This window comes from Streptomyces coacervatus (assembly GCF_029223485.1).
Lineage (GTDB): Bacteria > Actinomycetota > Actinomycetes > Streptomycetales > Streptomycetaceae > Streptomyces > Streptomyces coacervatus.
Genome location: NZ_JARHTP010000016.1, coordinates 201,844 through 228,268 on the forward strand (window position 1 = coordinate 201,844; position 26,425 = coordinate 228,268).

Consider the following 26,425-nt stretch of genomic DNA (forward strand, 5'->3'; position numbering starts at 1 on the left):
GCGGCGCACCTCAGCAGTGAGCGTGGTCGTCATCGCACCCCGCAGGTCAACATAACGCCCGGTGAGGGCTCACCCCTCGGGCAGCGCCCGCATCGCGGCCACGGCGAGGCGGCTGGCCGCCTTGCAGTTCTTCGCGTCGTCGAAACTGTCCGCCGGGCCCAGGAACCAGACCCGCAGGGCGGGGTCGGCCTTCCCGGACTCACCGGCCGGATCGGTCGCTCCTGTCGTGTCGATGGAGATCTCGCAGCCCGTGGACTGTATGAGGCGGCGGGCACGAAGCCCACCGATCGTCGTCTGCTGCCCGACCTCCATCACGTAGAAGCTGTTCATCTGGAGCTTGCCGTCGGCGGCTCCGTCGACCGGCGCCGTCCACCCGCAGTCGTCGCTCGCGCCCGCCGTCGGATCTCTCTCCAGCTTCTTCACGCCCAGGAGCTTGGCCATGGTGTCCGTGGACAGGAGCGTGCACAGGTTCGTTCCGTCCAACTGTCTTGCGCCTATGGGGCCGGAGTCGTCGTCGGATGAGCCGGAGTCGCTGCACGACACGGCTGCCGCGAGGCACAGCAGCGTCGGCAGGACGAGAACGATCGGACGAAGGCGCACGGCAACTCCCCTGAACAGACCTGTTTTCTCAGGTCGGTTGATCTCTCAATCGCAGCCTGCCGATCATAGGAGCGAGATGACGGGAAAGTCTCGAATCTTCGACTGCCCGACAGGGCAGGCCGGTTCAGCCGTCCGTCGCACCGCTGCCGCCGCGCGTGCTCACATCACAGTGACGACGGCTTTTCCGCGGGCGTGGCCCTGTTCCACGTGGCGCACGCCCTCGGCCGTGTCGGCCAGCGGGTAGACCCGGTCGACCACCGGGGTGAGCCGGCCGGCCTCGATGAGCGCGGTGACGGCGAGCAGGTCCTTATGGGTCGGCCCGGCCGGGGCCGCCGGGAGGATCGCGCGCAGCCGCTGCCGGACGAACGCGTTGACCGCGGCCACTTGCAGCAGCGAGCCCACCGCGCCGAAGAAGTGGCCGGGCGAGCCGCCACCGTTGGCCACCAGGATCCCTGCGGGGGTGAGCGCCCGGCGCAGTCGGCTCAGCGGGCGGTTGCCCACGTTGTCGAGAATCACGTCGTAACGCATGCGCCCGTCGGTGAAATCCTCCCGGGCGTAGTCGACGATGTGTGTGGCGCCCAGCGAGCGCACCAGGTCGGCGTTGCAGGCGCTGCACACCCCGGTGACCTCCGCGTCCAGGGCCGCTGCGATCTGTACCGCGAACGTGCCCACGCCACCGGCGGCCCCGTTGACCAGCACACGCTGCCCGGCCTGCACACGTCCCACGGTCCGGATGCCGCGCAGGGCGGTCACCGCCGCCATCGGCACCGCCGCGGCCTCCTCGAAGGTCAGCCCGGCGGGCTTGGGCACCAGCAGGTCCGCGGTGGTACTCGCGTACTCGGCGAAGGAGCCCGGGCAGAAGCCCAGTACCTCGTCGCCGGGCCGAAGCGCGCTCACGGCGGAGCCGACCGCCTCCACCTGCCCGGCCGCGTCGATCCCGGCCACCCGGGACTTCGGGCGCATCAGCCCTACGCCTCCCATGAGCCGCGCCACGTACGGGTCGCCGCGCAGCAGGTGCCAGTCGTAGGGGTTGAGCGCGGCGGCGTGCACCCGTACCAGTACCTGGTCCGCCCCGACCTCCGGCCGGTCGGCGTCCGCAAGTCGCAGCGTGTCCGGCGGGCCGAACCGCTCCTGAACGATCGCTTTCACCGTGCCTCCCCCATCAGCGCGCCCGGATGGTGTACGGCGTACACCCCTGAAGGCACGGTAGGTGTACGCCGTACACTCGTCAAGGGGTGAAGAGTGCCGCGGCACGGAAGCTGCCAGGGGTCCCTCGCCGATGGGTCGGGCGGTTCAGATCGCGCCGCGGAGCCGTTCGAGGCCGTCCAGCGTCAGGTCCAGTGCGAACTCGAACTCGGACTGGTCGTCACAGCCAGAGCCGACGACGGACTCCTGGTCGTGAGCGACCGCCATGGCGAGTTCGGTGAGGTGGGGGTAGCGCGCGGCCATCTCCTCGGGCGCAATGGTGTCCGCATCCGGCTCGCGGTCGGAGGAGTCCTCGAACAGCTCCTGGGAGAAACCCAGCAGACGGCTGCCCATGACGTGCATCGCGTGATGGACCAGCTCGATGGAGAATCCCCCGGCCCGGAAGATCCCGATCATCGAGTCCAGATACTCCAGGACCACAGGGGTCGGCGTGGTGCGCGCCTTCATCCGCGACTCGATGACCTCGGGTGCCCACGGGTGGCGCAGCAGCATGCGGCGGGCCGACAGCACGCGGCGGCGAATGGTGGTCTTCCAGTCGGTGTCGTCGGCCGGTGGATCGATTTCGCCGACGAGGACGTCGATCATGCCGTCCAGCAGCTCGTTCTTGTTGGCCACGTGCTTGTACAGCGCCATGGGCACGACACCGAGCGCCTGCGCGATCCTGCGCATGCTGAGCGCTTCGGCTCCGCCTGCGTCGGCCAGGGTGACGGCGGTTGTCAGAACCCGCTGCCTGCTCAAGGGTGCGCGGGGCTGCGCGGCGGCGCCGACCTGCGTGGTGATCTCCACCATCCCCTCTCGCACGGGCAAGGCCCCGAGCCGGGCCTCGATCCCCTGATCCCCTCGACATCCCCTCGACATCCCCTCGATGAATCTACAGCGTCCGCTCGGGCCGGCCCGGCACCCGCCGTCGGATCGCTCCCGTCCCGTCCGTGTGATCGTCGGTCAGCGCCCGGATCAGCCCGTGGTCGGGGGAGAGCCGGCATGCGGGGTCCGTGCGGGCGGCGTCGCCCGTGAGGGCGTACGCCTGGCAGCGGCAGCCGCCGAAGTCCTCTTCGCGGCGGGAACAGCTGCGGCAGGGGTCGGCCATCCAGTCGGTGCCCCGGTAGCGTCCGAACGCCGGGGAGCGGTCCCAGATCCAGGCGAGCGGATGGTCGCGGATGTTCGGCGGATCCAGATCCGGCAGCGAGGCCGCCGCCGGGCAGGGCAGGACCGTACCGTCCGGAGTGACGGTGAGCGAGATCGCTCCCCAGCCGCCCATGCACGGCTTGGCCATACCGTCGAAGTAGTCGGGGACGACCCAGACCAGGTCGGGGCCGTCCGGCGTGAGCCGCTCCCGCCACCGCTCGACGGCGTCCCGGGCCCGGGCGAGCTGGTCGCGCGTGGCGAGCAGCGCGGCGCGGTTGAGCAGGCCCCAGCCGTAGAACTGCGCGTTGGCCAGTTCGATGCGGTCCACGCCCCAGGACAGGCCCAGTTCGACGACGGCGTCGACGGCGTCCAGGTTCTCGCGGTGCAGGACGACGTTGAGGCCCAGGGGCAGACCGGCGGCCCGGACGAGCGCGGCGGCCCGTTCCTTCTCGGCGAAGGACCGGCGTCCGGCGATGCGGTCGGAGGCGTGCGGGTCGGCGTGCTGGACGGAGAGCTGGACGCTGCGCAGCCCGGCGGCGGCGAGCGCGGACAGCCGCTCCCGGTCCAGGCCCACGCCGCTGGTGACCAGCTGGGTGTAGATCCCGGCGGCCTCGGCCGCGGCGACGATCTGCTCCAGGTCCCGGCGCAGCAGCGGCTCGCCGCCGGAGAGATGGGTGTGGACCACTCCGAACTCGCCCGCCTGACGCATCACGTCCGTCCACTGCCCGGTGGTCAGCTCGCGCGAACGCCGCGTCAGCTCCAGCGGGTTGGAGCAGTAGCCGCAGTGCAGCGGGCAGGCGTGGGTGAGTTCGGCCAGCAGGGCCCAGGGGCGGGCGGGCGACGGCGTACTACCTGCGAGGGTCGCCGGATCGGTGACGGTCATCGCAGCCAGCCCTCCGTGCGCAGACGTTCGAGGAAGGGCGGAACGTCGGTGGCCACAGGCGCTCCGGGGAAGCGTTCGGCCAGCTCGTCGACGATGTCGCACACGCTGCGGGTGCCGTCGCACAGGCCGACGAGCGTTCCGGCCCCGCCTTTCAGGACGACGACGCGTTCGGGAAGGAGCAGCAGGTCCGTGTCGCGGGCTTGGTCGTGCCGCAGGACGACGGCGGGCGCCGGCACCGGCCGCCAGTCGGTCGCCGACGCCGCCTTCACCTCTGCTCCTGGCGGCCCGCCTGGTCCACGGCGTCGAGCATCGACCACAGCACATCGCACTTGAAGCGCAGCGCGGCCACGGCCCGTTCCTGCTCGTCCCGGCTGCGGGCCCAGCCGAGCACCAGGTCGAGAGCTTCCCGGCTGTCACGCCGGCCCTGGGAGACCCGGGTGCGGAAGTAGGCGAGACCCTGCGGTTCGATCCACCGGTAGTGGCGTTGGAAGGCCTCGATGCGGGTGCGCATCAGATCCGGGGCGGCCAGTTCGGTCAGTGAAGCGGCGACGGCTTCGAGCGGCGGACGCAGCCTGCAGAAGTTGACGTATCCGTCGACCGCCAGCCGCACACCCGGCAGCACGCCGTCGGCGCCGAGCAGCGTCTCCCGGTCCAGGCCGGCCGCCTCACCGAGCCGCAGCCACCGCTCGATGCCGCCCTCGCGGTCCGTCTGCCCGTCGTGGTCCTGGATGCGGCGCAGCCACATCCGGCGCAGCACCGGGGTGTCCAGCTTGGCCGTGATCAGGGCGTCCTTGACGGGGATATGGCGCTGGTAGTGGAAGCGGTTGAGGATCCAGCGGCGCAGCTCGTCCTGGCTCAGATCGCCGCTGTGCATACGGAGGTTGAAGGGGTGGGAGTCGTGGTAGCGCTCCGTCCCCGCCGCGCGCAGTCGTGTCTCGAACTCCGCGGGGCTCCAGGGCTCCGCGCGCGAGGCAAGTGCCCTATTCGTCGCTGTCGTGCTCACAGGTCGATCACCATCCCGTCGTACGCCACCTCGAGGCCCAGCCGTGCGAGCCGCTTGTGCTGGGGCGCCGCCGGGTCGACGAGGGGGTTGGTGTTGTTGAGGTGGGTGTAGAGGCACCTGGCGGAGAGGCCGGTGAGGCGTTCGGCGGTTCCTCCCGGTCCCTCGATGGGCAGGTGGCCCATGCCGGTGGCGGTGCGCTCGGAGATGCCGGTGCGGCGGGGCTCCTCGTCGTCCCAGAAGGTGCCGTCCACGATGACGCAGTCGGCCTCGGCGGCGGCCTGCTGGAAGCGGTCCGGCCAGGCGGCCAGGGCGGGAGCGTAGAGCGCGGTCGCGCCGGAGGCCGGGTCGTACAGGCGCAGCGCCACGACCCATGCGTCGTCGTCCGGGGCGTCGGCGGCGTACCGCGGGCGCTTGCCCGATACCGGGATGCCGCTGATCTGCAGGTCCGAGGCGCCGGGGTCCAGCGGTTCGGCGCCGCGCGGCGGCAGCTCCCGCCAGGTGATGGAGGTGTACGGCGTCAGTACCTCGCCGAGGTGCAGACGGTCGAGGAGCGCCTGTCGGACCGGGGCCGTGGCGATCACCTGGAGGCGGTCGGCCTCGCGCAGCCGTGCCAGGCCCAGGGTGTGGTCGAGTTCGGCGTCGGTGAGGACCAGTCCGGCGACCGGTGTCTGCCGGGGCCCCGGCCCCGGGTGGAGTTCGGGCCGTGCTTCGATCTGGTCGCCGATGTCGGGTGTCGCGTTGACGATGTACCAGCGGCCGTCGTCGGTGCGTACGGCGAGCGAGGCGTGACGGCGGCGTCGGCCCGGGTGGGCGCGCGCCCCGGAGCAGCTGGGGCACGCGCAGTTCCACTGGGGGATACCGCCGCCGGCGGCGGTGCCGAGTACCAGCAGCAGCATGGCGTCGGCTAGCGGGAGCTGAGGGAGTAGGCGGTGACCTCGAGCGCGGTGTCGACGACCTCGTAGGCGGGCGGCTGCCAGGTGACCCGGTCCGTCTCCTGCGAGGCGGTCGGTTCGACCGGCTTGAGCTGTTCCGTGGCTTCGTTCATGGGTGGTACGTCCTCTCTGGCTCTCAGGGCGGGGATTTGTGCGTGTACGGGAGGGTCACTTGAGGGACACGCGGAGGATCTTGTCCTTGCCGTATCCCAGATCACTCGTACCCACCCACAGTTCGTCCGCGCCGGGCACCTTGGCGATGGCGCGCAGGCGGCCGAACCGGCCGGGGTAGAAATCGACCGGTGTGCCGGTGAACTCGCTGTCCCCGTCGATCGGGATGCGCCACAGCCGCATGCCGCGCAGCGACGTCACGTAGATGACGTTGTCCACGATGGCGAGTTGGGCGGGCACGCCGAACTCGGGGTGGAAGACGACCCTCGGGGTGGTCATGCCCTTGACGTCGCAGCCGCCCTCACAGGCGGGGAAGCCATAATTGGCGCCCGGTTTGATCAGGTTGAGCTCGTCCCAGGTCTGATTGCCGACCTCCGCCTCCCACAGGCGGCCGTTGCGATCCCAGGCCAGCCCCTCCGGGTTGCGGTGGCCGTAGCTGTAGACGCGGGTGCCGAACGGGTTGCCGGGGGCCGCGGCGCCGGTCCTGGTGATCCGGAGGATCTTTCCGTTGAGCGACTTCTTGTCCTGCGCGAGCTTCGGCTCATAGGCGTCACCGGTGGCGACGTAGAGGTATCCGTCGGGGCCGAAGGCGATCTGGCCGCCGTTGTGATTCCCGACCCGCTTGATTCCGGAGAGCACCACCTTGTAGTTCGTCAGAGACCTGCCGTCGTAGTCCATCCTGACGACCTGGGTCCGGGTCCTCGTGGTGTGCACGAAGAACACCTGCTGGTCCGTGGTGCCGTTCCAGGTCGGTGACGGAGCGACGCCCAACAGGCCGCCGGGGCCGTCGTCATAGGGCTCGGGGACCGTGTTGGGCACCTCGCCGACCAGTGTCTTCCTGCCGTCTCGGTCAAGGCGGTAGACCTGGTAGGTGAGCCGCTCGGTCACCAGCGCCGAGAGTCCGTCCGGCAGGAACTTGATCTCCCAGGGCGTCTGCCATCCCGTGGAGAGCGTGGTGACGTCCTGGGCCGGAGCACCGCCGTCGGCGGGGGCGGCCACGACCGCGGCAGCGCCGCCCACCGCCGCGGCCGCGGGCGCCGACTGCGGCAGACCGGCCGCCAGCAGCGCGGCCGCGGCGGCGAGCGAGCCCAGCACGAGCCGGGATGGACGCCGTACTGGGCGGCCTGGGTCTGTCATCTCGACGCCCTTCGTTCTTCCTCGAGTGAACCGTCGTGGCGCAGCGTGTCCACACGCTCGCGAAGAGCAGCGTATTTCGCGAAGATCGCTCCGCCCTGTATTGAAGACATGACGATTAGCGGCCTATCTGCCATTCGGATGAGTTGCGCGTGGGGTGGGGTCCCGGCAGCCGGCCTGGTCCGCCGGACAGGCCTTGGCGGTGTTCATCGAGCCGGGCCGCCGTCGCCGAGCAGGCGCACCAGATCGATGCGTGAGCGGATGCCCAACCGGCTGAACACGCCCCGCAGATGGTGGTCGATCGTGCGGGGGCTGAGGGCGAGGCGGGCGGCGATCTCGCGGTTGGTGGCGCCGTCCGCGGCCATGCGGGCGATCAGGAGTTGTTGGGCCGTCAGACGGGTGGTGGGGTCGTCGGCGCGGCCGTGTGCGGGGGTGGCGGGTGCGCCCAGCGCGCGGAGTTCGGCACGGGCCTGCGTCGCGCAGTGCGGGGCACCGAAGTACTCGAACGCCTCCAGGGCGCTGTACAGCCGGTCGCGGGCCTCGGTGCGGCGGCGCAGCCGGCGCAGCGCGCTGCCGAACAGCAGCTCCGTGCGGGCGCGTTCGAAGTCGCGGTCGCCCTGCGCGTGCAGGTCGAGTGCCGTGCGGTAGTGGTCGACGGCCTCGGCGCCGGGCGCGAGCAGGGCGCGGCAGCGGGCGCTGAGGGCCAGGTCGTCGGTGCTGCGCACGGCACTCGCCCAGCGGTGGTAGTCGGCGTGTGCGGCCCGGGCGACGCGGGTGTCTCCGGTGCGGACGGCGGCCTCGACGTAGTGCGGGGTGGCCAGGTGGCGGATGGCGCGGTGGCCGTGGCCCGGGCCGAAGGCGGCGAGGGCACGCAGCCGGGCCGCGGCGCCGGCGTAGCGGCCGTCCGCGAGATCGAGGAAGGCGAGCGCCCACTGGGCAAGCGCGGCGGGCAGGCCGAGTCCGCGGGCGAGGGCGTACGACCGTGCGGTGGCGGCGCGTTCGCGGCAGGTGTCCGGGTCGCCGGTGACCGCCGCGAACATGGCCAGGGCGGCCTGCAGATGGCAGGCGCCGTTGTCCTGCCCGGTGGCATACGCCTGCCGCAGGGCGTCCGTGGCGGTGGCCGCGCCGGCCTGCGGGCGCCCGGTCCAGAAGTCGGCGTAGGCACGGAACTCCAGCGCCTGTGCCACGGTGGCGGTCGCACCCCGCGCCCGTGCCGAGGCGGCCGCCCGGACGGTGGCGGTGGCGGCGCGGGTGTGGTCGCCCAGCATCAGCGCGGCGATACCGGCGTGCACGAGGAGGGTGGGGTCCCCTCCCGGACCGCACCGCCCGGCCGCCGCCTCCAACAGCCCCCGCGCATCTTCGTACCGCCCCTCAAAGGCAGCGACAAGCCCACCCAACGTGCCGGGCACTCCGATCCCCAGCCGCCCGGCAACCCCAGCGGCCTCCCGGCAACGACGCAGGTCACCGGTGTAGACGGCGGCTTCGGTGGCGCGGGCGAGGAGGTGGAGGGTGGGGGCGGAGGTGGCAGATATGGCGGGGGCCGAGGTGGCTCGGGCAGGGGCGGCGTGCGTTGTGCGACGGCGAGCTGCTCCCGGGCTGCCCGGCGCCTCACCGTTCCCTCTCCCCTGGCCGCCCTCCCCGTCACCCCCCTGAACAGCCGCCGTCAGCAGCGCATCGAATGCCTCCGTCGCGTTCCCCGCCCGCAGCGCGAACAGGCCCGTCAGTGCGTCGTCGGGCGTTGCGGTGGCCGCCAGTCGGCGGGCTCGGTCGGCGTCGCCCGACTCCCAGGCGTGCAGGGCGGCGCAGGCGCGGAGGCGGGACTGTTCGGAGGGGGTGGGGCAGAGCGTGGCGGCGCGTTCCAACAGGGCCCGGGAAAGGGTGAGTTGGCCCGCCGAGCGGGCCTGCTCCGCTGCGGTGCGCAGTTCCGCCGCCAGGCGGCCGCTCGGGCCCAGTGCGCCCGCGCCGCGGTGCCAGGAGCGGCGGGGCGTTTCGCCGGCGCCGTGCAGGACGCGCGCCAGCAGCCGGTGGACGTCGCGGCGGTCCGCCGGGGAGCCGGTTTCGTACGCGGCGATCCTCGTCCAGGCGTCCCGGAAGACGACGCCGCCCGCACCCGCGTGCGCGATCCCGGCCGCCTCGGCGGCCTCCAGCGGGCGGGTGTCCAGGCGGACGGCCGCGACGGCGCGCAGAAAGGCGTGGGTGGCGACCGGGTACTGGTCCGCGGCGGCGAGCAGGAGGAGCAGGCGGGTTTCGTCCGGGAGGGACCTGATCTCCGTACGGTGCGAACGCAGCAGGTCGGGGGCGAGTTCGGACGGCTGGGTCGGGAGCGGGTCGAGGCCGGCCGACTGGCGGTCGGTCAGGAGCGGTACGAGTTCGGCGGCGGCGCGCGGATCACCGTAGACGGCATGCAGGACCCGTACGCGGACGCCCTCGGGAAGCTCGGACACCGTGCGCCGCGGTGGCGAAGTGCGGTCAAGAGGAGGGGGGTTCACCGGAGTCACCACTCAACTGACGTTACTGGCGAGTTAATTGAACCGTAAAGACCGGCGATTTCGCCGATGCGTCGCGCGTAGACCCGAGTTGACACTCCTGGCGACCCCACCCGTGTCAGGAGGCACCATGCAGCGCCACAAGCGTCGTATCGCCACGGCATTCTCGGCCCTGGTCGCATCGCTCCTTCTGTCCCTCTCCCTCTCCGCCGCCCCCGCTCAGGCGGCCACCCACAACCCGGTCGTCTTCGTGCACGGCCTGAGCAGTGACTCGAGCAGCTGGAACGACTGGATCGCGGACTTCGAGGCGGACGGCTACTCGTCCTCCGAGCTGTACGCGTGGTCGTACGACTGGTCGCAGTCGAACGCCACGACGGCCTCGCAGCTGGCCACCGAGATCAAGAACGTGCTGGCGAAGACCGGTGCGTCCAAGGTCGACATCGTCGCTCACTCGATGGGTGTGCTCAGCTCCCGTTACTACCTGAAGAACCTCGGCGGAACGTCGTACGTCGACGACTTCGTCTCGGTCGCCGGCGTGAACCACGGCACCTCCGTCGCCTCGTGGTGCGCGTGGCTGTACACGTCCTGCAAGGAGATGCAGATCGGCAGTTCGTACCTCACCGCCCTCAACTCCGGCGACGAGACGCCGGGCGCCGTGTCGTACGCGAGCTACTGGTCGGACTGTGACTCCGCGGTCGTCCCGAACAGCTCGGCGCTCCTGGACGGCGCGACGAACGTCGACGCCGGGTGCATCTCGCATACCGACATGAACAACGACCACGGCGTGTACGAGCAGGTGCGGGACTTCATCGCGTGAGCCCGGTCTGAGCCGCCGGAGGGTGCGCGGGGCCCGTACGGGGGACAATCGCGGTAGGCCCGTCCTGTCGAGGAGGTCCGCATGCCGCTACGGTCCCCCGGCGCCGCCAAGGTGGCGCGGGATCCCGTGCACCATCCGCTGTTCGCCCGCTACTACGCCCGGATCAGCGTGGCCGCCGAGACCCGGATGGGAATGGGCGCCGTCCGCGACCGGCTCCTGTCCGGGCTGTCCGGCCGGGTGATCGAGATCGGCGCGGGCAACGGACTGAACTTCGCGCACTATCCGAGCACCGTCTCGGAGGTCGTGGCGATCGAACCGGAGCGCCGACTGCGGAAGTTGGCCCTCGACGCCGCCCGCCGCTGCGAGGTGCCGGTCGACGTCGCACCGGGTGCCGCGGAGGCGCTGCCCGTCAAGAGCGAGGCCTTCGACGCGGTGGTGATCTCCCTTGTGCTGTGCAGCGTGCGGGACGTGCCGCGCGCGCTCGCGGAGGTACGGCGGGTGCTGCGGCCCGGCGGCGTCGTGCGGTTCTTCGAGCACGGCCGGGGCGGCGGGCCCGCGATGACCTTCACCCAGCGCGCCCTGGACCGCACGCTGTGGCCGCCGCTCAACGGCGGCTGCCATCTGGCCCGCGACCCGGTCGCCGCGCTGCGCGACGCCGGCTTCGAACTCGGCCCCTACCGGCGGATGCTGATGCCTCAGAAGGGGCCGACGCTGCCCACCTCGTACTGCGTGCTGGGCACGGCGTGGCGGCCGGAGGTCAAGGAACCGGCCGCCTGATCACATGGTCCAGCTGCGCAGCTCCGCCGCGATGTCGTACACCGTGGCGTTGCCCCTCTTGACCAGGCGGGCCAGATCGCGGACCTGCACCGGCGAGGTGGTGACCCTGAGGCCGCTGGCGACGAGGTAGGCGTATGCGACGGCCGAGGCGAAGAGGGCGTTCGAGCGCTCCAACGCGGGGACGTGGATGAGGAGTTGGAGGAGAGCCGCCGCGCGTGCGTGCGGGTCGTCGTAGACGGGGACGTCGAATATCTCGGCCTCGTGGCGCGCGACGGCCGCGACGAGGGCGCCCCAGTCGGTGACCTGGGGGTCCCCTGGCGTCTTCTGTTCGGCGAGCATGAGGAGCCAGGCGAGGTCGATGCTGAGGTTGCTCAAGGGATCAGTGGCGACCTTCGCCTCGCCCGGCCTCACGGCCCTCGCCGTCGGCGCCGAACTCCTCGGCGAAGACGGACTCGTACTGCTTCATGAAGTCGGCGGCGGCCTCGACGAACGTCTGGCCGACCTCTCCGGTGTCCTGTTTCACGAGTTCCTCGATGTAGCGGTTGACGCTCATGCCCCGGGCCAGGGCACGCTCGCGGGCTGCGCGGGCGGTGCCCTCGTCCACTCTCACGTTCAGCTGGGTCTTCGCCATACTTCGAAGCTAGCGCCGGAGCGCTAGCACGGCAAGAGGCAGTCCAGGAGGCGGAGGTCGTCCAGTGGGTGGAGAGTGTCCCTTACACCGATATCAGGGGCACGACCTGCGGTGGAGACCACCTCGGCCCCACGGGGGATATCGGCTGTGCGGTCGGTCACACTAGCTTTGCACCCACGAGTGGCCGGCCACCGAGGAGGCAGCGTTGTCCACACCTGCTGCGCAGCAAGCCGCCCGCGCCCGCGGTCTGACCAAGGCATACGGCTCGGGCGAGACGACCGTGCTCGCCCTGGACTCCGTGGACGTGGACATCGCGCGCGGCCGCTTCACCGCGGTCATGGGGCCGTCGGGCTCCGGGAAGTCCACGCTGATGCACTGTCTGGCGGGGCTCGATTCGGTGTCGGCCGGCCAGGTGTGGCTCGGGGACACCGAGATCACCGGACTGAAGGACCGCGAGCTGACCCGGCTGCGCCGGGACCGGATCGGGTTCATGTTCCAGTCGTTCAACCTCATCCCGACGCTGAATGCGGCCGAGAACATCACCCTGCCCATGGACATCGCGGGCAAGAAGCCCGACGAGAAGTGGCTGGACCAGGTCATCGACACACTGGGGCTGCGGGACCGGCTCAAGCACCGGCCCGCCGAGCTGTCCGGCGGCCAGCAGCAGCGCGTGGCGTGCGCACGGGCGCTGGCCTCCAGGCCCGAGCTGATCTTCGCGGACGAGCCGACCGGCAACCTCGACTCGCGGGCCGGGCTCGAGGTGCTCGCCTTCCTGCGCGAGGCCGTCGACAGCCTCGACCAGACCGTCGTCATGGTCACCCACGACCCAGGCGCCGCCGCCCACTCCGACCTGGTGCTCTTCCTCGGGGACGGACGGATCGTCGACGAGATGGAGCACCCGACGGCGGAGGCCGTGCTGGAACGAATGCGCCTCTTTACCGGGGGAAACCCCCAGACCCCCGGGTTCGATGAGATCCGCAGCCAGTTCGAGAACGACGGCCCCGTCGGCGACGTAACCCTCGACAAGGACTGAACCCGTGCTGAAGGCGACGCTCCGCAGCTTCCTCGCCCACAAGGGGCGGCTGCTGCTCTCCGCTCTGGCGATCATCCTGTCCGTGGCGTTCGTCGCGGGCAGTCTGATCTTCTCCGACACGGTCACCCGCACCTTCGACCGGCTGTTCGCCTCCACCTCCGCCGATGTGACGGTGGAGCCGAAGCAGGACCTCAAGTCGCAGGTGCCGACGGGCGAGGCCGAGACCGTGCCGGCCTCGCTCGCGGGTCGGGTGGCGAAGGTCGACGGCGTCGCGCTGGCGCACGCCGACGTGAGCGTCCAGAACATCACGGTCGTCGACAGCAGGAACAAGTCGGTCGGGCCGACCACCGGCGCGCCCACCATCGCCTCCGACTGGTTTCTCACCCACCGCAGCCCGGTGAAGCTGACCTCCGGCCACGCCCCGCAGGGCGGCGGCCAGGCGCTGCTGGACGCGGACACCGCCGACAAGAAGCATGTGAAGATCGGGGACACCCTGACCGTGCTCGCCCAGCCGGGCACCTTCAAGGTCGAGATCGTCGGCATCGCCACCTTCACCACCACCAACCCGGGTGCGGCCCTGGTCTTCCTCGACCCGAAGACCGCCGCGACCCAGCTGCTCGGCTCGGCGGACAAGGCGACGAGCATCTCGGTGGACGCGGCGAAGGGCGTGAGCGACGCCGTGCTCAAGCAGCGCGTCTCCGCCGCGGTCGGCACCGGTACCTACGACATCAAGACCGCCGACGAACAGGCCAAGTCGGCCGCGCAGGACCTCGGCGGATTCCTCGACGTCATCAAGTACGTGATGCTCGGCTTCGCCGGAATCGCCGTCCTGGTCGGTGTCTTCCTGATCGTCAACACGTTCTCCATGCTGATCGCCCAGCGCACCCGGGAGCTGGGCCTGCTGAGGGCCCTCGGCGCCGACCGGCGCCAGGTGCGGCGGTCCGTGCTCACCGAGGCGGTCCTGCTCGGCCTGGTCGGCTCGACGCTGGGCCTGGCGGCGGGCATCGGGCTCGCGGTGGGGCTGATCAAACTCATGAGCGTGTTCGGGATGAACCTCAAGACGACGGAGATGGTCGTCGGCTGGGGAACTCCGGTGGCGGCATACGTCGTCGGGATCGGTGTCACCTTCGTCGCGGCGTATCTCCCGGCGCGGCGCGCGGCGGGCGTCTCGCCGATGGCGGCGCTCGCGGACGCCGAGATCGCCGGTGTGGGACGGCCGCTCAGGATGCGGGCGATGGTGGGCTCGGTGGTCGGAGTGCTCGGCGCGGCCGCGCTGGTGGGCTGTGCCACGGCGACGAGGACGGCCTCGTCGGCCTCCCTGCTGGGGCTGGGCGTCGTCCTGACCCTGATCGCAACGGTGATCGCGGGCCCGCTTCTGGTCCGCCCCGTCATCCGGGTCCTCGGTGGGGCCTTCCCCGCCCTCTTCGGCTCGATCGGCCGCATGAGCCAGCGCAACGCCCTGCGCAACCCGCGCCGTACGGGCGCCACCGCGGCCGCCCTCATGGTGGGGCTCGCCCTGGTCGGCGGCATGTCCGTGGCCAGCGCCTCCATGTCGAAGTCCTTCGACCAGCAGATCGACAAGACGCTGGGCGCCGACTTCATCGTCCAGAACACCAACTTCGTGCCCTTCAACCAGCAGGTCACCGACACGGTGCGCGGCACGCAGGGCGTCAGCGTCGTCGTACGACAGCGGTTCGCACCGGTGGCCGTACACCTCCCGGACGGCAAGCGCATCGAGACGACCGCCGCGGGCTACGACAGGGGGGTCGACGACGTCGCACACGTGACGTACGCGGCCGGGGACACGGCGAAGGCGCTGGCGGGCGGCAGCATCGCCATGGACGTCAAGTTCGCGAAGAAGCACGACGTCAGGATCGGCAGCACCATCCCCGTCGAGTTCCCGGCCGGCCGGAAGACCGAGCTCAAGGTCGGCGCCCTCACCGACCAGGACCAGGCCGAGGGCTTCGGCATGCAGGGCGGGCTGTTCTTCGGGATCGCGACGGTCGAGAAGTACGTGCCCGGCGGGCAGGACTCCGCGCTGTACGTCAACAAGGCCTCCGGCACGAGCGCCGACCAGCTGCGCAAGAACCTGGAGCAGTCGCTCAAGCCGTACCCGCAGGTCCAGGCCCGCGACCAGGCCGACTACAAGAAACTGGTGCACGACCAGATCGCCGTACTGCTCTACCTCGTGTACGCACTGCTGGGGCTGGCGATCATCATCGCGGTGCTCGGCGTCGTCAACACCCTCGCCCTGTCGGTGGTGGAGCGGACCCGGGAGATCGGGCTGCTGCGGGCCATCGGACTCGCCCGGCGGCAGCTGCGCCGGATGATCCGGCTGGAGTCGGTGGTGATCGCGGTGTTCGGCGCGGTGCTGGGGCTCGCGCTCGGTCTGGTGTGGGGTGTGTGCACCCAGCAGGTGCTGGCCCTGCAGGGCATGAAGGCGCTCGCGATCCCGTGGACCACGATCGTCGCGGTGGTGATCGGCTCCGCGGTGGTGGGCATCGTGGCGGCGCTGCTGCCCGCGTTGCGTGCATCCCGCATGAATGTGCTGGCGGCCATCGCGCACGAGTGATGGAATCGCGGCTGAGACTCAAGTCGCTTACGGCTGAGGAGAGTTCATGCCGCATCCGTTCCGTTTCGGCGTCAACCTGATGACTCCCGCGCCCGCCGAGGAGTGGCACGCCAAGTGCCGCCGGGCCGAGGAGCTCGGCTACGACGTGATCCAAGTCCCCGACCACCTCGGCATGGTCGCACCGTTCCCGGCACTGGTCGCCGCGGCCGCGGTCACCGAACGGCCCCGGCTGGGCACGTTCGTGCTCAACGCGGGCTTCTGGAACCCCACGCTGCTCGCCCGCGAGGTGGCCACGACGGACGCCCTGACCGGCGGCCGCCTCGAACTCGGGCTGGGCACCGGCTACGTGGGGGCGGAGCACGAGACGGCCGGACTGCCGTTCGGCTCTCCACGGGAGCGCGTGGACCATCTGCGGCGCACGGTCGAGGAGTTGGCCCACACATCACAAGTGCCGCTGCTGATCGGAGGCAACGGCGACCGCGTACTGCGCCTGACCGCCGAGCACGCCGACATCGCGGCGTTCGGAGGCGCCTACGCCGACCCGCAGAGCACAACGGGCCGGCTCATCCCGGTCACCGCGGAACAGCTCGACGAACGGGTCGCCCGGTACCGGAAGTTCGCCACGAACCGCGAGGAACCCGCGGAGCTGAACCTGCTCCTGCAGATGGTCGTCGTCACCGAGGACCGCGCAGGCGTCGTCCAGCCCCTCCTCGACAGAGTGCCGGAAGTGACCCTGGAACAGGCCCTGGCACTGCCCGTCCTCCTGATCGGAACACTCGACCGGATCGTCGCCCAGGTGCTGGCCCAGCGCGAGCGGTACGGCTTCTCGTACGTGACGGTCCTGGAGCCCTACATGGAGGCGTTCGCGCCGGTCGTCGCGGAGCTGGGCGGCCACTGACCGTCCCTGCGACCATCCATCCGGATGCTGGAATTCGGCCTTCGGGACCGAGCGCCTGGTCCTCCGCGACCCCGAGGCACTGATCCTGGCCGAGCAGGGCGGTGAACTCGCCGGCACGGTGATCGCGGGCTTCGACGGCCGGCGCAGTGGGAACCCGGTAACGGCCGCGTGGGCGCTCGTCGTGATCGTCGTCGTACTGTACGCCGTACGTCTACTCAACAGGATCGCCCAAGATCCGGGACGCGTTGCCCCGAAGACCGACCGCCAGCGTCAGTTCAAGGACCCGGTGTGGCGATGCGAGATCCGGAAACAGCTCCCGCAGCTGCGACATCCGGTACCGGACCGTCTGGGGATGGACGAACAACGCCGCCGCCACCTCGTCCCGCCTGCCCTGGTGCAGCAGCCACGCCCGCAACGTCTCCTCCAGCCGCCGTGCGGTCGCGACAGGCAAGGTCCGCAACGGTGCGAGGGCTCGGGCACGCAGGTCTGCGAACGCATCCACGTCGGCGCTCAGCACCAGCTCGGGCAGGTGGTCCTCGGTGTCGCGGATATCAGAGGACAGGGAGCGCGCGCGTACAGCTCGTGCGTACGAGGCGGACGCACGAGCCCATGGCCGGGCCGGGCCGACCACGGCGGTGCGGTCGGTCAGCTGCCGCAGGAGATGTGATCGGTCGGCATCGGGGACGAGCAGCACACCGGTGGCGTCCGGCAGATCGTCGAGGACGAGGGTGCTCGCATCGAGCGCGCGGTAGGCAGGCCGGGCCTGGGCGGCGGGCAGCAGGACCGCGGTCAGCGAAACCGGAGGCTGCCACCCGGCCCGTTGAGCAGAGGCCAGCAGCACGTCCGGGCTCGCGCCGGCGAGAAGGTCGCGGGCCAGGTGTTCCAGGTGGCGCTCGTGGTCCCTGCCCCGGGCGGCCAGTTCGTCGGCGTGGCCCGCGGCACTCGCGGCGGAGAGCTCGTCGATGTAGGCGAAGGTCAGCTCGGCGAACTTGGCGACCTCGGCGGCCGGCAGACCTGCGGGTACGGCACCCGCCGCCAGGCATCGCCAGGCCACGCGGGCGCCGACGCGGTAGGCGCTGAGCAGGGCGTCCATCGAGCGGCCGTCGCGCACCTCGCCACGCCCCAGCTCATACGCTGCGTCACCGGCGTCGCCGCCTGTGGCGTTCCCGCTCGCGAGGTCCAGGTAGTGGCCCAGGGCGGTGCGGACGGCCCGGCGGATGGTGGCGCCCATGTGGCCCGACAGGGCATTGGCGTAGGAAGGGACCTCGTCGATGATCGCCTGGACGACCTCGTCGGCGGTGGTCTTCAGCGCGGCCCGAAGTGCGATGACCGTCGTCTCATCCAGGGCCAGTTCGCTGACCCTCCGCATTGCATGGCTCACGTTTTTGTTCCCTGCGAACAATTCAGCCGACCAGATTTACGTCCCACGGTCAGGACTTTACGCCCTGAGGCGCAGCAAGCTGAAGTCATGACGAGTACAGCCCTCCGCAGCAGGGCGTGGAAACTGCTGGAGATGGTCACGACGCCGCTGCTGCCGTCGGACTACCTCGACCTGGTCAGCCCGCTGCGTGCGGGCGCCGACCTGCGCGGGCGCATCGAGGCCGTGCACCCCGAGACGGGTGACGCCGCGACCATCGTGATCAGGCCGGGACGGGGCTGGCGCGGCCACACGGCCGGTCAGTACGTGCGGATCGGGGTCGACGTCGACGGGGTGCGCCTGTGGCGTGCCTACTCCCTCACCTCGCCGACAGACCGCCAGGACGGCCGGGTCACGATCACCGTGAAGGCGATCCCGGACGGCAAGGTCAGCAACCACCTGGTCCGCAGGGCGAAACCGGGCACGCTGATCCAGCTCGACCAGCCGACCGGTGACTTCGTGCTGCCGCGGGCCAGGCCCGCCAAGGTGCTCTACCTGACGGCCGGCAGCGGCATCACGCCCGTGATGGGCATGCTGCGCGACACCGAGTTCGACGACGTCGTCATGGTCCACAGCGCGCCACAGCCGCAAGACGTGATCTTCCGCAACGAACTGCACGACCTGGTCGCGGACAAGAAGCTGCGGCTGACCGAGGTGCACACCGACGCAGACGGCATGCTCGACATCGCCCGTCTCGACGAACTCGTGCCCGACTGGGCCGAGCGCGAGACCTGGGCCTGCGGGCCAGCGGGCCTGCTCGACGCCGCCGAAGAGCACTGGAGAGAGCACGGCGTACAGGAGCGCCTGCACACCGAACGCTTCCGCCCCAGCGTCGTCGTCACCGGCGACGGCGGCGAGGTCACGTTCAGCGCCACCGGCAAGACCGTCGACGCGGACGGCGCCACGCCGTTGCTGGACATCGGCGAGGAGGCCGGCGTGCTCATGCCTTCCGGGTGCCGCATGGGCATCTGCTTCGGTTGCATCACGCCGCTCAAGGCGGGCGCCGTCCGCGACCTGCGCACCGGCGAGATCACCGAGGCCGAGCCGGGCGTCCTCATCCAGACCTGCGTGTCCGCCGCGGCGGGCCCCTGCGACATCGAACGGTAGGAGCACCTTGACCGCCATCGACCCCACCGCCCACCTGACCGCGGAGCAGATCGAGGAGCTCGGCCGCGAGCTGGACGCGATCCGCGACGAGGTGATCGCCGGCCGCGGCGAGAAAGACGCCGCCTACATCCGTAAGGTCATCTCGGCGCAGCGCAAGCTCGAGCTGGTCAGCAGGGGCGTGCTGCTGTTCTCGATCTTCCCGCCCGCGTGGCTGCTCGGCACCGCCGGTCTGTCCGTGGCGAAGATCATGGACAACATGGAGATCGGCCACAACGTCCTGCACGGCCAGTGGGACTGGATGCGGGACCCGAAGATCCACTCCACCACCTGGGAGTGGGATCACGTCTCGCCGTCCGACCAGTGGAAGCACTCGCACAACGAGCTGCACCACACCTACACCAACGTGATCGGCAAGGACAACGACCTCGGCTACGGCATCATGCGCGTCGACGAGGACCAGAAGTGGTACCCGTTCCACCTCGGCCAGCCGCTGTGGAACTTCATCAACGCCTGCTTCTTCGAGTACGGCATCGCAGCGTACGACCTGGAGCTCGGCAAGAACCTGCACAAGCGCCGCCGCAACAACCCGGAGTTCCGCGCGCGGGCCAAGGCCGTGGGCCGCAAGATCCGCAAGCAGGTACTCAAGGACTACGTGATCCACCCGCTCCTGTCGGGCCCGTCGTTCCTGCCCACGCTCGCCGCCACGTTCACCGCGAACCTGGTCCGCAACATCTGGTCCCACTCGGTGATCATGTGCGGGCACTTCCCCGAGGGCGTGCAGGTCTTCGAGCGCCGGTCGATCAAGGGCGAGACGCGCGGCCAGTGGTACCTGCGCCAGATGATGGGCTCGGCGAACATCAGCGGCAGCAAGGCCATGCACTTCATGACCGGCAACCTCTCCCACCAGATCGAGCACCACCTCTTCCCCGACCTGCCGAGCAACCGGTACGCCGAGGTCGCGGTGAAGGTACGCGCGCTGTTCGAAAAGTACGAGCTGGAGTACGTCACCGGACCGCTGCCCAAGCAGGTGTTCTCCGCGTGGCACAAGGTCGTCCGGCTCTCGCTGCCGAACAAGAAGCCCGAGGTCAACACGCCGGACCGCGAGCAGGAGCTCGTCGCGGCCTGATTCCCGGTATTGGTTCAGATCTTTCGGCCCTCGCCCGCGCCGCCGGGTTCGGTCAGATCCGTCGCGGACGGTGGGCGGCCGCGACATCAGACCGTACGACACGGGATTCGGGCAGCCCGGTGTCCGGCTGGGCTGCCTGGACGTGCGCCAGGAGCTCAGCACACAGCCCCCGGCGAGGTGTTGTTCCGGAGCAGTGGAGAAGGACGCGCGGGGAGGGATGTCGGCCCAGGTGCGGTAGAGAGGCTCTCGCCGGGCTGCCGGGGGCGTCGGGCCGTGCGGCGGCTGCGGCTTGGCACCGACGTCCTGGAACGGGCAATGCGTCCGGCTACGGCGGCAGACCGAGCAAGCTTGTCCCCCGCTCGGTTCCGGGGCAGGGAAAACGCGTTCGCCAGACCGGCGAGCGCTCTGCTTGGCTCGCCCCATGAGTGATCTCCACATCCGCTGCGCCAGCCACTCGGACGTCGATACCGTGTTGCAGTTCTGGCGCGACGCCGCAGAAGGCACGAGCATCAGCGACGACCACGACGGAGTGACCCGACTCATCACAAGAGACCCCGACGCCCTGCTCCTCGCCGAGCGCGACGGCATCCTCACCGGAACCGTCATAGCCGGCTTCGACGGATGGCGATGCTCCGCCTACCGGCTCGCCGTACACCCCGACCACCGTCGACAAGGCATCGCCACCGCCCTGCTGGAAGCCGCAGAACAACGATTCACCGCCCTCGGCGGGCGACGCGTCGACGCCATGGTCCTGGAAGCCAACGAACAGGCCCACCACACGTGGGCCGCCAGTGGCTACCATCGCGAAGACCACTGGCGACGCTGGGTGAAGCACCTCACACACTGACCATCTTTGCCGATCCTTTACCATTGGAGGACCGCATCCGGATCCGATCCGGTCCTCCAATGAAAGGTGTGAGCGTCCGCCCATGGGCGAGCCTCCCAGTAGTACGCGCCGTACCCGACATCGCGCGTTCCTCCCGCCTCTGTCCGACGATGGGACGGAGGTGACCCGATGACCGAAGTGCTCCTCCTGCTGGTGGCGATCCTGCTGTCGCTCGCCTGCGGCGCCTTCGTCGCGGCCGAGTTCTCGCTGACCACGGTCGACCGGGGCGAACTCGAGCGGGCCGTGGAGCGCGGCGAGCGGGGCGCGGCGGGCGCCCTCAAAGCCGTACGGAGCCTGACGTTCCAGCTCTCCGGCGCGCAGCTCGGCATCACCGTCACCAACCTGGTCGTCGGCATGCTCTCCGAGCCGTCGATCGCCAAGCTGATCGCGGGCCCCCTCGAAGCACTCGGCATCTCGTCCTCCGCGGCGAGCTCGCTCGCCCTGGTGCTCGGTACGGCCCTGTCGACCGTCTTCCTGATGGTCGTCGGCGAGCTGGTCCCCAAGAACTGGGCGATCTCCTCGCCGCTGGCCGTGGCCAAGCGGGTGGGCAACGCGCAGCGCCTGTTCAGTGCGGCCTTCCGCCCGTTCATCAGCCACCTCAACAACACGGCGAACCGCATGGTGCGCCTCTTCGGCCTGGAGCCCACCGAGGAGCTGGCCTCGGCGCGCGGCCCCAAGGAGCTGGCGGCGCTGGCCCGGCACTCCGCCAAGGAGGGCGCCCTGGAGGCGGACACCGCGGAGCTGTTCGTACGCACCCTCAACCTCGCCGACCTGACCGCGGAGAACGTGATGACGCCCCGCGTCCAGGTCATCGCCCTGGAGGTCCAGGCGACCTGCGAGGACGTGGCGAACGCGACCCGGGCGACCGGACTGTCCCGGTTCCCGGTCTACCGCGGCAGCCTCGACTCGGTCGTGGGCACCGCGCACATCAAGGACGTCCTGGCGATACCTGCCGAGCGCCGCATCCACACCCGCGTCTGGGAACTGATGCGAGAACCGCTCCTCGTCCCGGAGACCCTCACCGTCGACCGGCTGCTCGACCGGCTGTCCGGCAAGCGCACCATGGCAGTGGTCATCGACGAGTACGGCGGCACCGCGGGCGTGGCCACGCTGGAGGACATCGTGGAAGAGGTCGTCGGCGAGGTGCGGGACGAGCACGACCCGCACGAGACGCCTGACCTGGCCCCGGCGGGCAGCGACGACCAGGGCCGCGCACTGTACTCGGCCGACGGCTCGGCGCGTGTGGACCAGCTTGCACGCGTCGGACTCAGGGCACCCGAGGGCCCGTACGAGACGCTGGCCGGCCTCGTCGCGTCGGAGCTGGGCCGCATCCCGGCCGTGGGCGACTGTGTCGAGGTCGCCGGATGGCGGCTCGACGTGGTGGACGCCTCGGGCCGCAGGGCCGCACGCGTGCTGATGCACGCGCCTTTCGAGGACGAGGCGGACGACACGACGGACATGGAGGGCACCAAGTGACCGCCGTACAGCTCCTGATCGGCCTTGCGACCCTCGTCGTCAACGCCTTCTTCGTCGGCGCCGAGTTCGCGCTGATCTCCGTACGGCGTTCGCAGATCGAGCAGCACGTAGAGAGAGGGGCGGGAGGGGCGGACGGCGACCGGCGGGCCAAGAGCGTGCTGTGGGGTCTGGAGCACGTGTCCGCGCTGATGGCGGCCGCGCAGCTCGGCATCACCCTGTGCACGCTGGTCCTGGGTGTGGTCGCGGAACCGGCCATCGCGCATCTGCTGGAGCCGGTGTTCCACGCCCTGGGCGTGCCGAAGGGCGCGGGACACGCGGTGTCCTTCGTGATCGCGCTGACCCTGGCCACGTATCTGCACATGCTGCTCGGCGAGATGGTGCCGAAGAACATCGCACTCGCGGAGCCGGTGCGCAGCGCACTGCTGCTCGGACCGCCGCTGGTCACTTTGGCGCGGGCGCTGCGTCCGGTGATCTTCTCGATCAACGCCTTCGCGAACGCCCTCCTGAAGCTGTTGCGGGTGGAGACCAAGGACGAGGTCGCGGCCACCTTCTCGGACGCCGAGCTGGCCCGGATCGTGCGGGACTCGGGCGAGGCGGGACTGATCGACGACCGCGCGCTGGAGCGGCTGCACGACGCGCTGGAGCTGGGCCGCCGTCCGGTGCGCGACGTGGTGCTCCCGCTGGAAGGCGTCGTCTACGCGCGCGTGGGCGTCACACCGGAGGAGCTGGAGCGGCTGTCGGCCCAGTCGGGCTTCTCCCGTTTCCCGGTGGTGGACGAGGGCCGTCGCATCGTCGGCTACCTGCACGTCAAGGACGCCCTGGACGCCCCTGGGAGGGACGTGCCGTTCCGGGTGCAGGACATGCGACCCATCGCGCGCGTACGGGAGGGCACACCGCTGGACGACGTGCTCACGGCGATGCGCGGCAGCCGTACCCACCTGGCGGCCGCGCTCGGCGGCGACGGTCGGCTGGCCGGGCTGGTGACCATGGAGGACGTGCTGCAGGAGCTGTTCGGACAGCGGGCATGAGCCGTCCGGCGGGAGAGCCGGGCCGACCGACCGACGGGTATGGAACCGGGATACCATCGCTTCCGCCATGCAGAAGAACCCCATACACACCAGCCTGGTCGCGGTCGGCGACTCCTTCACCGAGGGCATGTCGGACCTGCTGCCGGACGGCTCCTACCGGGGCTGGGCCGATCTCCTCGCCGGGCGGATGGCCGCGGTCAATCCCGGGTTCCGGTACGCCAACCTCGCGGTCCGCGGCAAGCTGATCGGGCAGATCGTCGACGAGCAGGTCGACGTGGCGGCGGCCATGCGGCCCGACGTGATCACGCTGGTGGGCGGCTTGAACGACACCCTGCGTCCCAAGTGCGACATGGGGCGCGTACGAGAGCTGCTCACCGAAGCCGTGGAACGGCTGGCCCCGGCCTGCAAGCAGCTGGTGCTGATGCGCAGCCCGGGCCGCCAGGGTCCGGTTCTGGAACGCTTCCGGCCACGCATGGAGGAGCTGTTCACCGTCGTGGACGAACTCGCCGCGCAGCACGGCGCGGCGGTCGTCGACCTCTACGGCGCCCCGTCGCTCGCCGACCCGCGCCTGTGGGACGTGGACCGGCTGCACCTGACGGCCGAGGGCCACCGCAGGGTCGCCGAGGCGGTCTGGCAGACACTCGGCTACGCCGCCGAGGACACCGAGTGGCAAACACCGCCGGCGCTGACACCGCCGCCGGGCTGGGCCGCACGGCGGGTGGCGGACGCCCGCTTCGCCCGGCAGCACCTGCTGCCGTGGATCGGCCGCCGCCTGACGGGCCGGTCGTCCGGCGACGGATTGCCGCCGAAGCGGCCTGAGCTGCTGCCGTTCGAGGGGCCTGCGGCGTAAGGGTGCCGCCCCGTCCCAGGGGGCTCTGCCTCCTGGACCCCCGCTCCTCAAACGCCGGAGGGGCTGGATTTGGCTCAGCCCATCTCAGCCCGTCCGGCGTTTGAGGACGAGGCCGTTCAGGCCGAAGCGGGGGTCTGGGGGCGGCAGCCCCCAGGCACGGGACGGGTAGGGGCGGCGGGGGCGAGACCCTTCCGGCCCCCGCCGTGACGCAGCTCTCGTACGTTCCACCGAACGCACCCACGGCGCTGGCCTGCACGAATCGCCAGTACAATCCGTACACGTGACTTCCGCTCCCGCCAAGCCCCGCATCCCGAACGTCCTCGCCGGACGCTACGCCTCCGCCGAGCTCGCCACGCTCTGGTCCCCCGAGCAGAAGGTGAAGCTGGAGCGTCAGCTCTGGCTCGCCGTGCTGCGGGCCCAGAAGGACCTCGGCATCGAGGTGCCGGACGCGGCGATCGCCGACTACGAGCGTGTCCTCGACACCGTCGACCTGGCCTCCATCGCCGAGCGCGAGAAGGTCACGCGGCACGACGTGAAGGCGCGCATCGAGGAGTTCAACGACCTCGCCGGGCACGAGCACGTGCACAAGGGCATGACCTCCCGCGACCTCACCGAGAACGTGGAGCAGCTGCAGATCCGGCTCTCGCTGGAGCTGATGCGCGACCGCACGGTGGCCGTCCTGGCGCGCCTGGGCAAGCTGGCGGGCGAGTACGGCGAGCTGGTCATGGCCGGCCGCTCCCACAACGTGGCCGCGCAGGCCACGACGCTGGGCAAGCGCTTCGCGACCGCCGCCGACGAGCTGCTCGTCGCGTACGGGCGGGTGGAGGAGCTCCTCGCCCGCTACCCGCTGCGCGGCATCAAGGGCCCGGTCGGCACGGCGCAGGACATGCTCGACCTGCTCGGCGGCGACGCGGCCAAGCTGGCGGACCTGGAAGACCGGATCGCCCGGCACCTCGGCTTCTCCCAGGCCTTCACCTCCGTCGGCCAGGTCTACCCGCGCTCCCTCGACTACGAGGTCGTCACCGCGCTGGTGCAGCTGGCGGCGGCCCCTTCGTCGATGGCCAAGACGATCCGGCTGATGGCCGGGCACGAGCTGGTGACCGAGGGCTTCAAGCCGGGCCAGGTCGGCTCCTCGGCAATGCCGCACAAGATGAACACCCGCTCCTGCGAGCGCGTCAACGGCCTGATGGTCATCCTGCGCGGCTACGCCTCGATGACGGGCGAGCTGGCGGGCGACCAGTGGAACGAGGGCGACGTGTCCTGCTCCGTGGTGCGCCGAGTGGCCCTCCCGGACGCGTTCTTCGCGCTGGACGGTCTGCTGGAGACGTTCCTGACGGTGCTGGACGAGTTCGGCGCGTTCCCGGCGGTCGTGGCCCGCGAACTGGACCGCTACCTCCCCTTCCTCGCCACCACCAAGGTGCTCATGGGCGCGGTGCGCGCGGGCGTCGGCCGTGAGGTCGCGCACGAGGCCATCAAGGAGAACGCCGTCGCCTCCGCCCTCGCAATGCGCGAGCAGGGCGCCGAGCGCAACGAACTGCTCGACAAGCTGGCCGCCGACGAGCGCATCCCGCTCGACCGCGCCCAGCTGGACGTGCTGATGGCCGACAAGCTGTCCTTCACGGGCGCAGCCGCCGACCAGGTGACCGCGGTCGTCGGCCGCATCGAGGAGATCGTCAAGCAGCACCCGGAGGCCGCGGGCTACACGCCGGGGGCGATCCTCTGACCCGCTTCACCCAGGCGGAACTTGAGGCCGCCCGCGACCGCCTCGTCCCGGACGTGGTCGCGGACGGCCTATCTGTTCTCTTTTGCGGCATTAATCCTGGCCTTATGACGGCGGCTACGGGTCATCACTTCGCCCGCCCCGGCAACCGCTTCTGGCCGGTGCTGCACCGGTCGGGCTTCACGCCAAGGCTCATGCAGCCCTCGGAACAGGCCGAGTTGCTGTCGTACGGGCTAGGCATCACGAATGTCGTGGCCAGAGCGACCGCGCGGGCCGACGAACTCACTGCGGAGGAGTACCGCGAAGGTGGGCGGCTGCTGGCGCTGAAGGTGGCACGGCTGCGGCCGCGTTGGCTGGCGGTGGTGGGGGTTACCGCGTACCGGGCGGCGTTCGACGACCTCAAGGCCCAAGTGGGGCCGCAGGAGCGGACGTTCGGGCAGACCCGGGTGTGGGTGCTGCCGAATCCGAGCGGGCTGAATGCGCACTGGACGCTGGAGACGATGGCGGAGGAGTTCGGGCGGTTGCGGGCGGCGGAGGACTCCTGAAG

Annotated in this window: 26 protein-coding genes and 1 pseudogene; 14 read left to right on the plus strand and 13 right to left on the minus strand. The window is 70.7% G+C overall.

What is annotated here, in order from left to right; genetic code table 11:
• Positions 1 to 69 precede the first annotated feature (69 nt).
• The 10 genes from P2Q00_RS34255 to P2Q00_RS34300 form a co-directional block, all read right to left on the minus strand.
• Positions 70 to 600, minus strand: a complete 531-nt coding sequence (locus P2Q00_RS34255; RefSeq protein ID WP_275777543.1) for a hypothetical protein — start codon at positions 598 to 600, stop codon at positions 70 to 72.
• Between the two features lie 159 nt (positions 601 to 759).
• A complete protein-coding gene (locus P2Q00_RS34260) occupies positions 760 to 1,749 on the minus strand; it encodes an NAD(P)-dependent alcohol dehydrogenase (protein ID WP_275777545.1) in 990 nt (329 codons plus the stop codon).
• Between the two features lie 144 nt (positions 1,750 to 1,893).
• Complete coding sequence (locus P2Q00_RS34265; RefSeq protein ID WP_275777547.1) at positions 1,894 to 2,595, minus strand: TetR/AcrR family transcriptional regulator C-terminal domain-containing protein; 702 nt, start codon at positions 2,593 to 2,595, stop codon at positions 1,894 to 1,896.
• A gap of 82 nt (positions 2,596 to 2,677) precedes the next feature.
• Positions 2,678 to 3,814 carry a pyrroloquinoline quinone biosynthesis protein PqqE gene (gene pqqE / locus P2Q00_RS34270; protein WP_275777549.1) on the minus strand — a complete coding sequence of 379 codons (1,137 nt, stop codon included), beginning with the start codon at positions 3,812 to 3,814 and terminating at the stop codon, positions 2,678 to 2,680.
• A complete protein-coding gene (gene pqqD / locus P2Q00_RS34275) occupies positions 3,811 to 4,083 on the minus strand; it encodes a pyrroloquinoline quinone biosynthesis peptide chaperone PqqD (protein ID WP_275777551.1) in 273 nt (90 codons plus the stop codon). Before pqqD ends, pqqE begins: the two co-directional genes overlap by 4 nt.
• Complete coding sequence (gene pqqC / locus P2Q00_RS34280) at positions 4,080 to 4,817, minus strand: pyrroloquinoline-quinone synthase PqqC (RefSeq protein ID WP_275777552.1); 738 nt, start codon at positions 4,815 to 4,817, stop codon at positions 4,080 to 4,082. Before pqqC ends, pqqD begins: the two co-directional genes overlap by 4 nt.
• Positions 4,814 to 5,713 carry a pyrroloquinoline quinone biosynthesis protein PqqB gene (gene pqqB, locus P2Q00_RS34285; protein ID WP_275777553.1) on the minus strand — a complete coding sequence of 300 codons (900 nt, stop codon included), beginning with the start codon at positions 5,711 to 5,713 and terminating at the stop codon, positions 4,814 to 4,816. Before pqqB ends, pqqC begins: the two co-directional genes overlap by 4 nt.
• An 8-nt stretch (positions 5,714 to 5,721) precedes the next feature.
• Positions 5,722 to 5,862, minus strand: a complete 141-nt coding sequence (gene pqqA, locus P2Q00_RS34290; protein WP_275777555.1) for a pyrroloquinoline quinone precursor peptide PqqA — start codon at positions 5,860 to 5,862, stop codon at positions 5,722 to 5,724.
• A 55-nt stretch (positions 5,863 to 5,917) separates the two neighbouring features.
• Complete coding sequence (locus tag P2Q00_RS34295) at positions 5,918 to 7,057, minus strand: PQQ-dependent sugar dehydrogenase (protein WP_275777557.1); 1,140 nt, start codon at positions 7,055 to 7,057, stop codon at positions 5,918 to 5,920.
• A 203-nt stretch (positions 7,058 to 7,260) separates the two neighbouring features.
• The gene (locus P2Q00_RS34300) at positions 7,261 to 9,498 is read right to left on the minus strand and encodes a helix-turn-helix transcriptional regulator (RefSeq protein ID WP_275777559.1); all 2,238 of its coding nucleotides are present in this window, start codon (positions 9,496 to 9,498) and stop codon (positions 7,261 to 7,263) included.
• Between the two features lie 172 nt (positions 9,499 to 9,670).
• On the opposite strand from P2Q00_RS34300, the gene P2Q00_RS34305 reads away from it, so the two are divergent.
• Positions 9,671 to 10,357, plus strand: a complete 687-nt coding sequence (locus tag P2Q00_RS34305; RefSeq protein WP_275777560.1) for an esterase/lipase family protein — start codon at positions 9,671 to 9,673, stop codon at positions 10,355 to 10,357.
• Positions 10,358 to 10,438: 81 nt separating this feature from the next.
• Entirely contained in the window at positions 10,439 to 11,134 is a 696-nt protein-coding gene (locus P2Q00_RS34310; RefSeq protein ID WP_275777562.1) for a class I SAM-dependent methyltransferase, read from the plus strand.
• Here the strand turns inward: P2Q00_RS34310 and P2Q00_RS34315 are convergent, their stop codons facing one another.
• Both P2Q00_RS34315 and P2Q00_RS34320 read right to left on the minus strand, forming a co-directional pair.
• Positions 11,135 to 11,509, minus strand: a complete 375-nt coding sequence (locus tag P2Q00_RS34315) for a fic family toxin-antitoxin system, toxin component (protein ID WP_275777564.1) — start codon at positions 11,507 to 11,509, stop codon at positions 11,135 to 11,137.
• A 4-nt stretch (positions 11,510 to 11,513) separates the two neighbouring features.
• Positions 11,514 to 11,765, minus strand: a complete 252-nt coding sequence (locus tag P2Q00_RS34320; RefSeq protein WP_275777565.1) for an antitoxin — start codon at positions 11,763 to 11,765, stop codon at positions 11,514 to 11,516.
• Positions 11,766 to 11,970: 205 nt separating this feature from the next.
• On the opposite strand from P2Q00_RS34320, the gene P2Q00_RS34325 reads away from it, so the two are divergent.
• The 4 genes and pseudogenes from P2Q00_RS34325 to P2Q00_RS34340 form a co-directional block, all read left to right on the plus strand.
• Entirely contained in the window at positions 11,971 to 12,798 is an 828-nt protein-coding gene (locus tag P2Q00_RS34325) for an ABC transporter ATP-binding protein (protein WP_275777567.1), read from the plus strand.
• A gap of 4 nt (positions 12,799 to 12,802) precedes the next feature.
• Positions 12,803 to 15,370: an ABC transporter permease gene (locus P2Q00_RS34330; RefSeq protein WP_275777569.1), complete on the plus strand. Its 2,568-nt coding sequence runs from the start codon at positions 12,803 to 12,805 to the stop codon at positions 15,368 to 15,370.
• Between the two features lie 46 nt (positions 15,371 to 15,416).
• The gene (locus P2Q00_RS34335; protein WP_275777570.1) at positions 15,417 to 16,268 is read left to right on the plus strand and encodes an LLM class F420-dependent oxidoreductase; all 852 of its coding nucleotides are present in this window, start codon (positions 15,417 to 15,419) and stop codon (positions 16,266 to 16,268) included.
• Positions 16,269 to 16,311: 43 nt separating this feature from the next.
• A pseudogene (locus P2Q00_RS34340) lies at positions 16,312 to 16,413 on the plus strand (GNAT family N-acetyltransferase); the annotation flags it as partial.
• Between the two features lie 66 nt (positions 16,414 to 16,479).
• Here the strand turns inward: P2Q00_RS34340 and P2Q00_RS34345 are convergent.
• On the minus strand, positions 16,480 to 17,649 hold the full coding sequence (locus P2Q00_RS34345; protein WP_275777571.1) for a PucR family transcriptional regulator: 1,170 nt from the start codon (positions 17,647 to 17,649) through the stop codon (positions 16,480 to 16,482).
• An 87-nt stretch (positions 17,650 to 17,736) separates the two neighbouring features.
• On the opposite strand from P2Q00_RS34345, the gene P2Q00_RS34350 reads away from it, so the two are divergent.
• From P2Q00_RS34350 to mug, 8 genes are all read left to right on the plus strand, one after another.
• Complete coding sequence (locus P2Q00_RS34350) at positions 17,737 to 18,792, plus strand: ferredoxin reductase (protein ID WP_275777573.1); 1,056 nt, start codon at positions 17,737 to 17,739, stop codon at positions 18,790 to 18,792.
• Positions 18,793 to 18,799: 7 nt separating this feature from the next.
• The gene (locus P2Q00_RS34355; protein ID WP_275777574.1) at positions 18,800 to 19,918 is read left to right on the plus strand and encodes a fatty acid desaturase family protein; all 1,119 of its coding nucleotides are present in this window, start codon (positions 18,800 to 18,802) and stop codon (positions 19,916 to 19,918) included.
• 421 nt (positions 19,919 to 20,339) lie between these two features.
• A complete protein-coding gene (locus P2Q00_RS34360) occupies positions 20,340 to 20,765 on the plus strand; it encodes a GNAT family N-acetyltransferase (RefSeq protein ID WP_275777575.1) in 426 nt (141 codons plus the stop codon).
• A gap of 168 nt (positions 20,766 to 20,933) precedes the next feature.
• Entirely contained in the window at positions 20,934 to 22,280 is a 1,347-nt protein-coding gene (locus P2Q00_RS34365; RefSeq protein WP_275777576.1) for a hemolysin family protein, read from the plus strand.
• Entirely contained in the window at positions 22,277 to 23,308 is a 1,032-nt protein-coding gene (locus P2Q00_RS34370) for a hemolysin family protein (RefSeq protein WP_275777578.1), read from the plus strand. The genes P2Q00_RS34365 and P2Q00_RS34370 overlap by 4 nt, the downstream gene beginning before the upstream one ends.
• A 67-nt stretch (positions 23,309 to 23,375) precedes the next feature.
• Positions 23,376 to 24,158 carry an SGNH/GDSL hydrolase family protein gene (locus P2Q00_RS34375; protein WP_275777580.1) on the plus strand — a complete coding sequence of 261 codons (783 nt, stop codon included), beginning with the start codon at positions 23,376 to 23,378 and terminating at the stop codon, positions 24,156 to 24,158.
• 280 nt (positions 24,159 to 24,438) lie between these two features.
• Positions 24,439 to 25,881: an adenylosuccinate lyase gene (gene purB / locus P2Q00_RS34380; protein ID WP_275777581.1), complete on the plus strand. Its 1,443-nt coding sequence runs from the start codon at positions 24,439 to 24,441 to the stop codon at positions 25,879 to 25,881.
• Positions 25,878 to 26,423, plus strand: coding sequence for a G/U mismatch-specific DNA glycosylase (mug, locus tag P2Q00_RS34385; RefSeq protein ID WP_275777681.1), 546 nt, complete (start codon positions 25,878 to 25,880; stop codon positions 26,421 to 26,423). The genes purB and mug overlap by 4 nt, the downstream gene beginning before the upstream one ends.
• Positions 26,424 to 26,425: the final 2 nt, after the last annotated feature.

Excerpts from the sequence above, each read along its gene's own strand:
- P2Q00_RS34265 (WP_275777547.1), bottom strand. The coding sequence starts at position 2,595 with ATGGTGGAGATCACCACGCAGGTCGGCGCCGCCGCGCAGCCCCGCGCA.
- pqqE (WP_275777549.1), bottom strand. The coding sequence starts at position 3,814 with ATGACCGTCACCGATCCGGCGACCCTCGCAGGTAGTACGCCGTCGCCC.
- pqqB (WP_275777553.1), bottom strand. The coding sequence starts at position 5,713 with ATGCTGCTGCTGGTACTCGGCACCGCCGCCGGCGGCGGTATCCCCCAG.
- pqqA (WP_275777555.1), bottom strand. The coding sequence starts at position 5,862 with ATGAACGAAGCCACGGAACAGCTCAAGCCGGTCGAACCGACCGCCTCG.
- P2Q00_RS34295 (WP_275777557.1), bottom strand. The coding sequence starts at position 7,057 with ATGACAGACCCAGGCCGCCCAGTACGGCGTCCATCCCGGCTCGTGCTG.
- P2Q00_RS34305 (WP_275777560.1), top strand. The coding sequence starts at position 9,671 with ATGCAGCGCCACAAGCGTCGTATCGCCACGGCATTCTCGGCCCTGGTC.
- P2Q00_RS34310 (WP_275777562.1), top strand. The coding sequence starts at position 10,439 with ATGCCGCTACGGTCCCCCGGCGCCGCCAAGGTGGCGCGGGATCCCGTG.
- P2Q00_RS34320 (WP_275777565.1), bottom strand. The coding sequence starts at position 11,765 with ATGGCGAAGACCCAGCTGAACGTGAGAGTGGACGAGGGCACCGCCCGC.
- P2Q00_RS34335 (WP_275777570.1), top strand. The coding sequence starts at position 15,417 with ATGCCGCATCCGTTCCGTTTCGGCGTCAACCTGATGACTCCCGCGCCC.
- P2Q00_RS34350 (WP_275777573.1), top strand. The coding sequence starts at position 17,737 with ATGACGAGTACAGCCCTCCGCAGCAGGGCGTGGAAACTGCTGGAGATG.
- P2Q00_RS34360 (WP_275777575.1), top strand. The coding sequence starts at position 20,340 with ATGAGTGATCTCCACATCCGCTGCGCCAGCCACTCGGACGTCGATACC.
- P2Q00_RS34365 (WP_275777576.1), top strand. The coding sequence starts at position 20,934 with ATGACCGAAGTGCTCCTCCTGCTGGTGGCGATCCTGCTGTCGCTCGCC.
- P2Q00_RS34375 (WP_275777580.1), top strand. The coding sequence starts at position 23,376 with ATGCAGAAGAACCCCATACACACCAGCCTGGTCGCGGTCGGCGACTCC.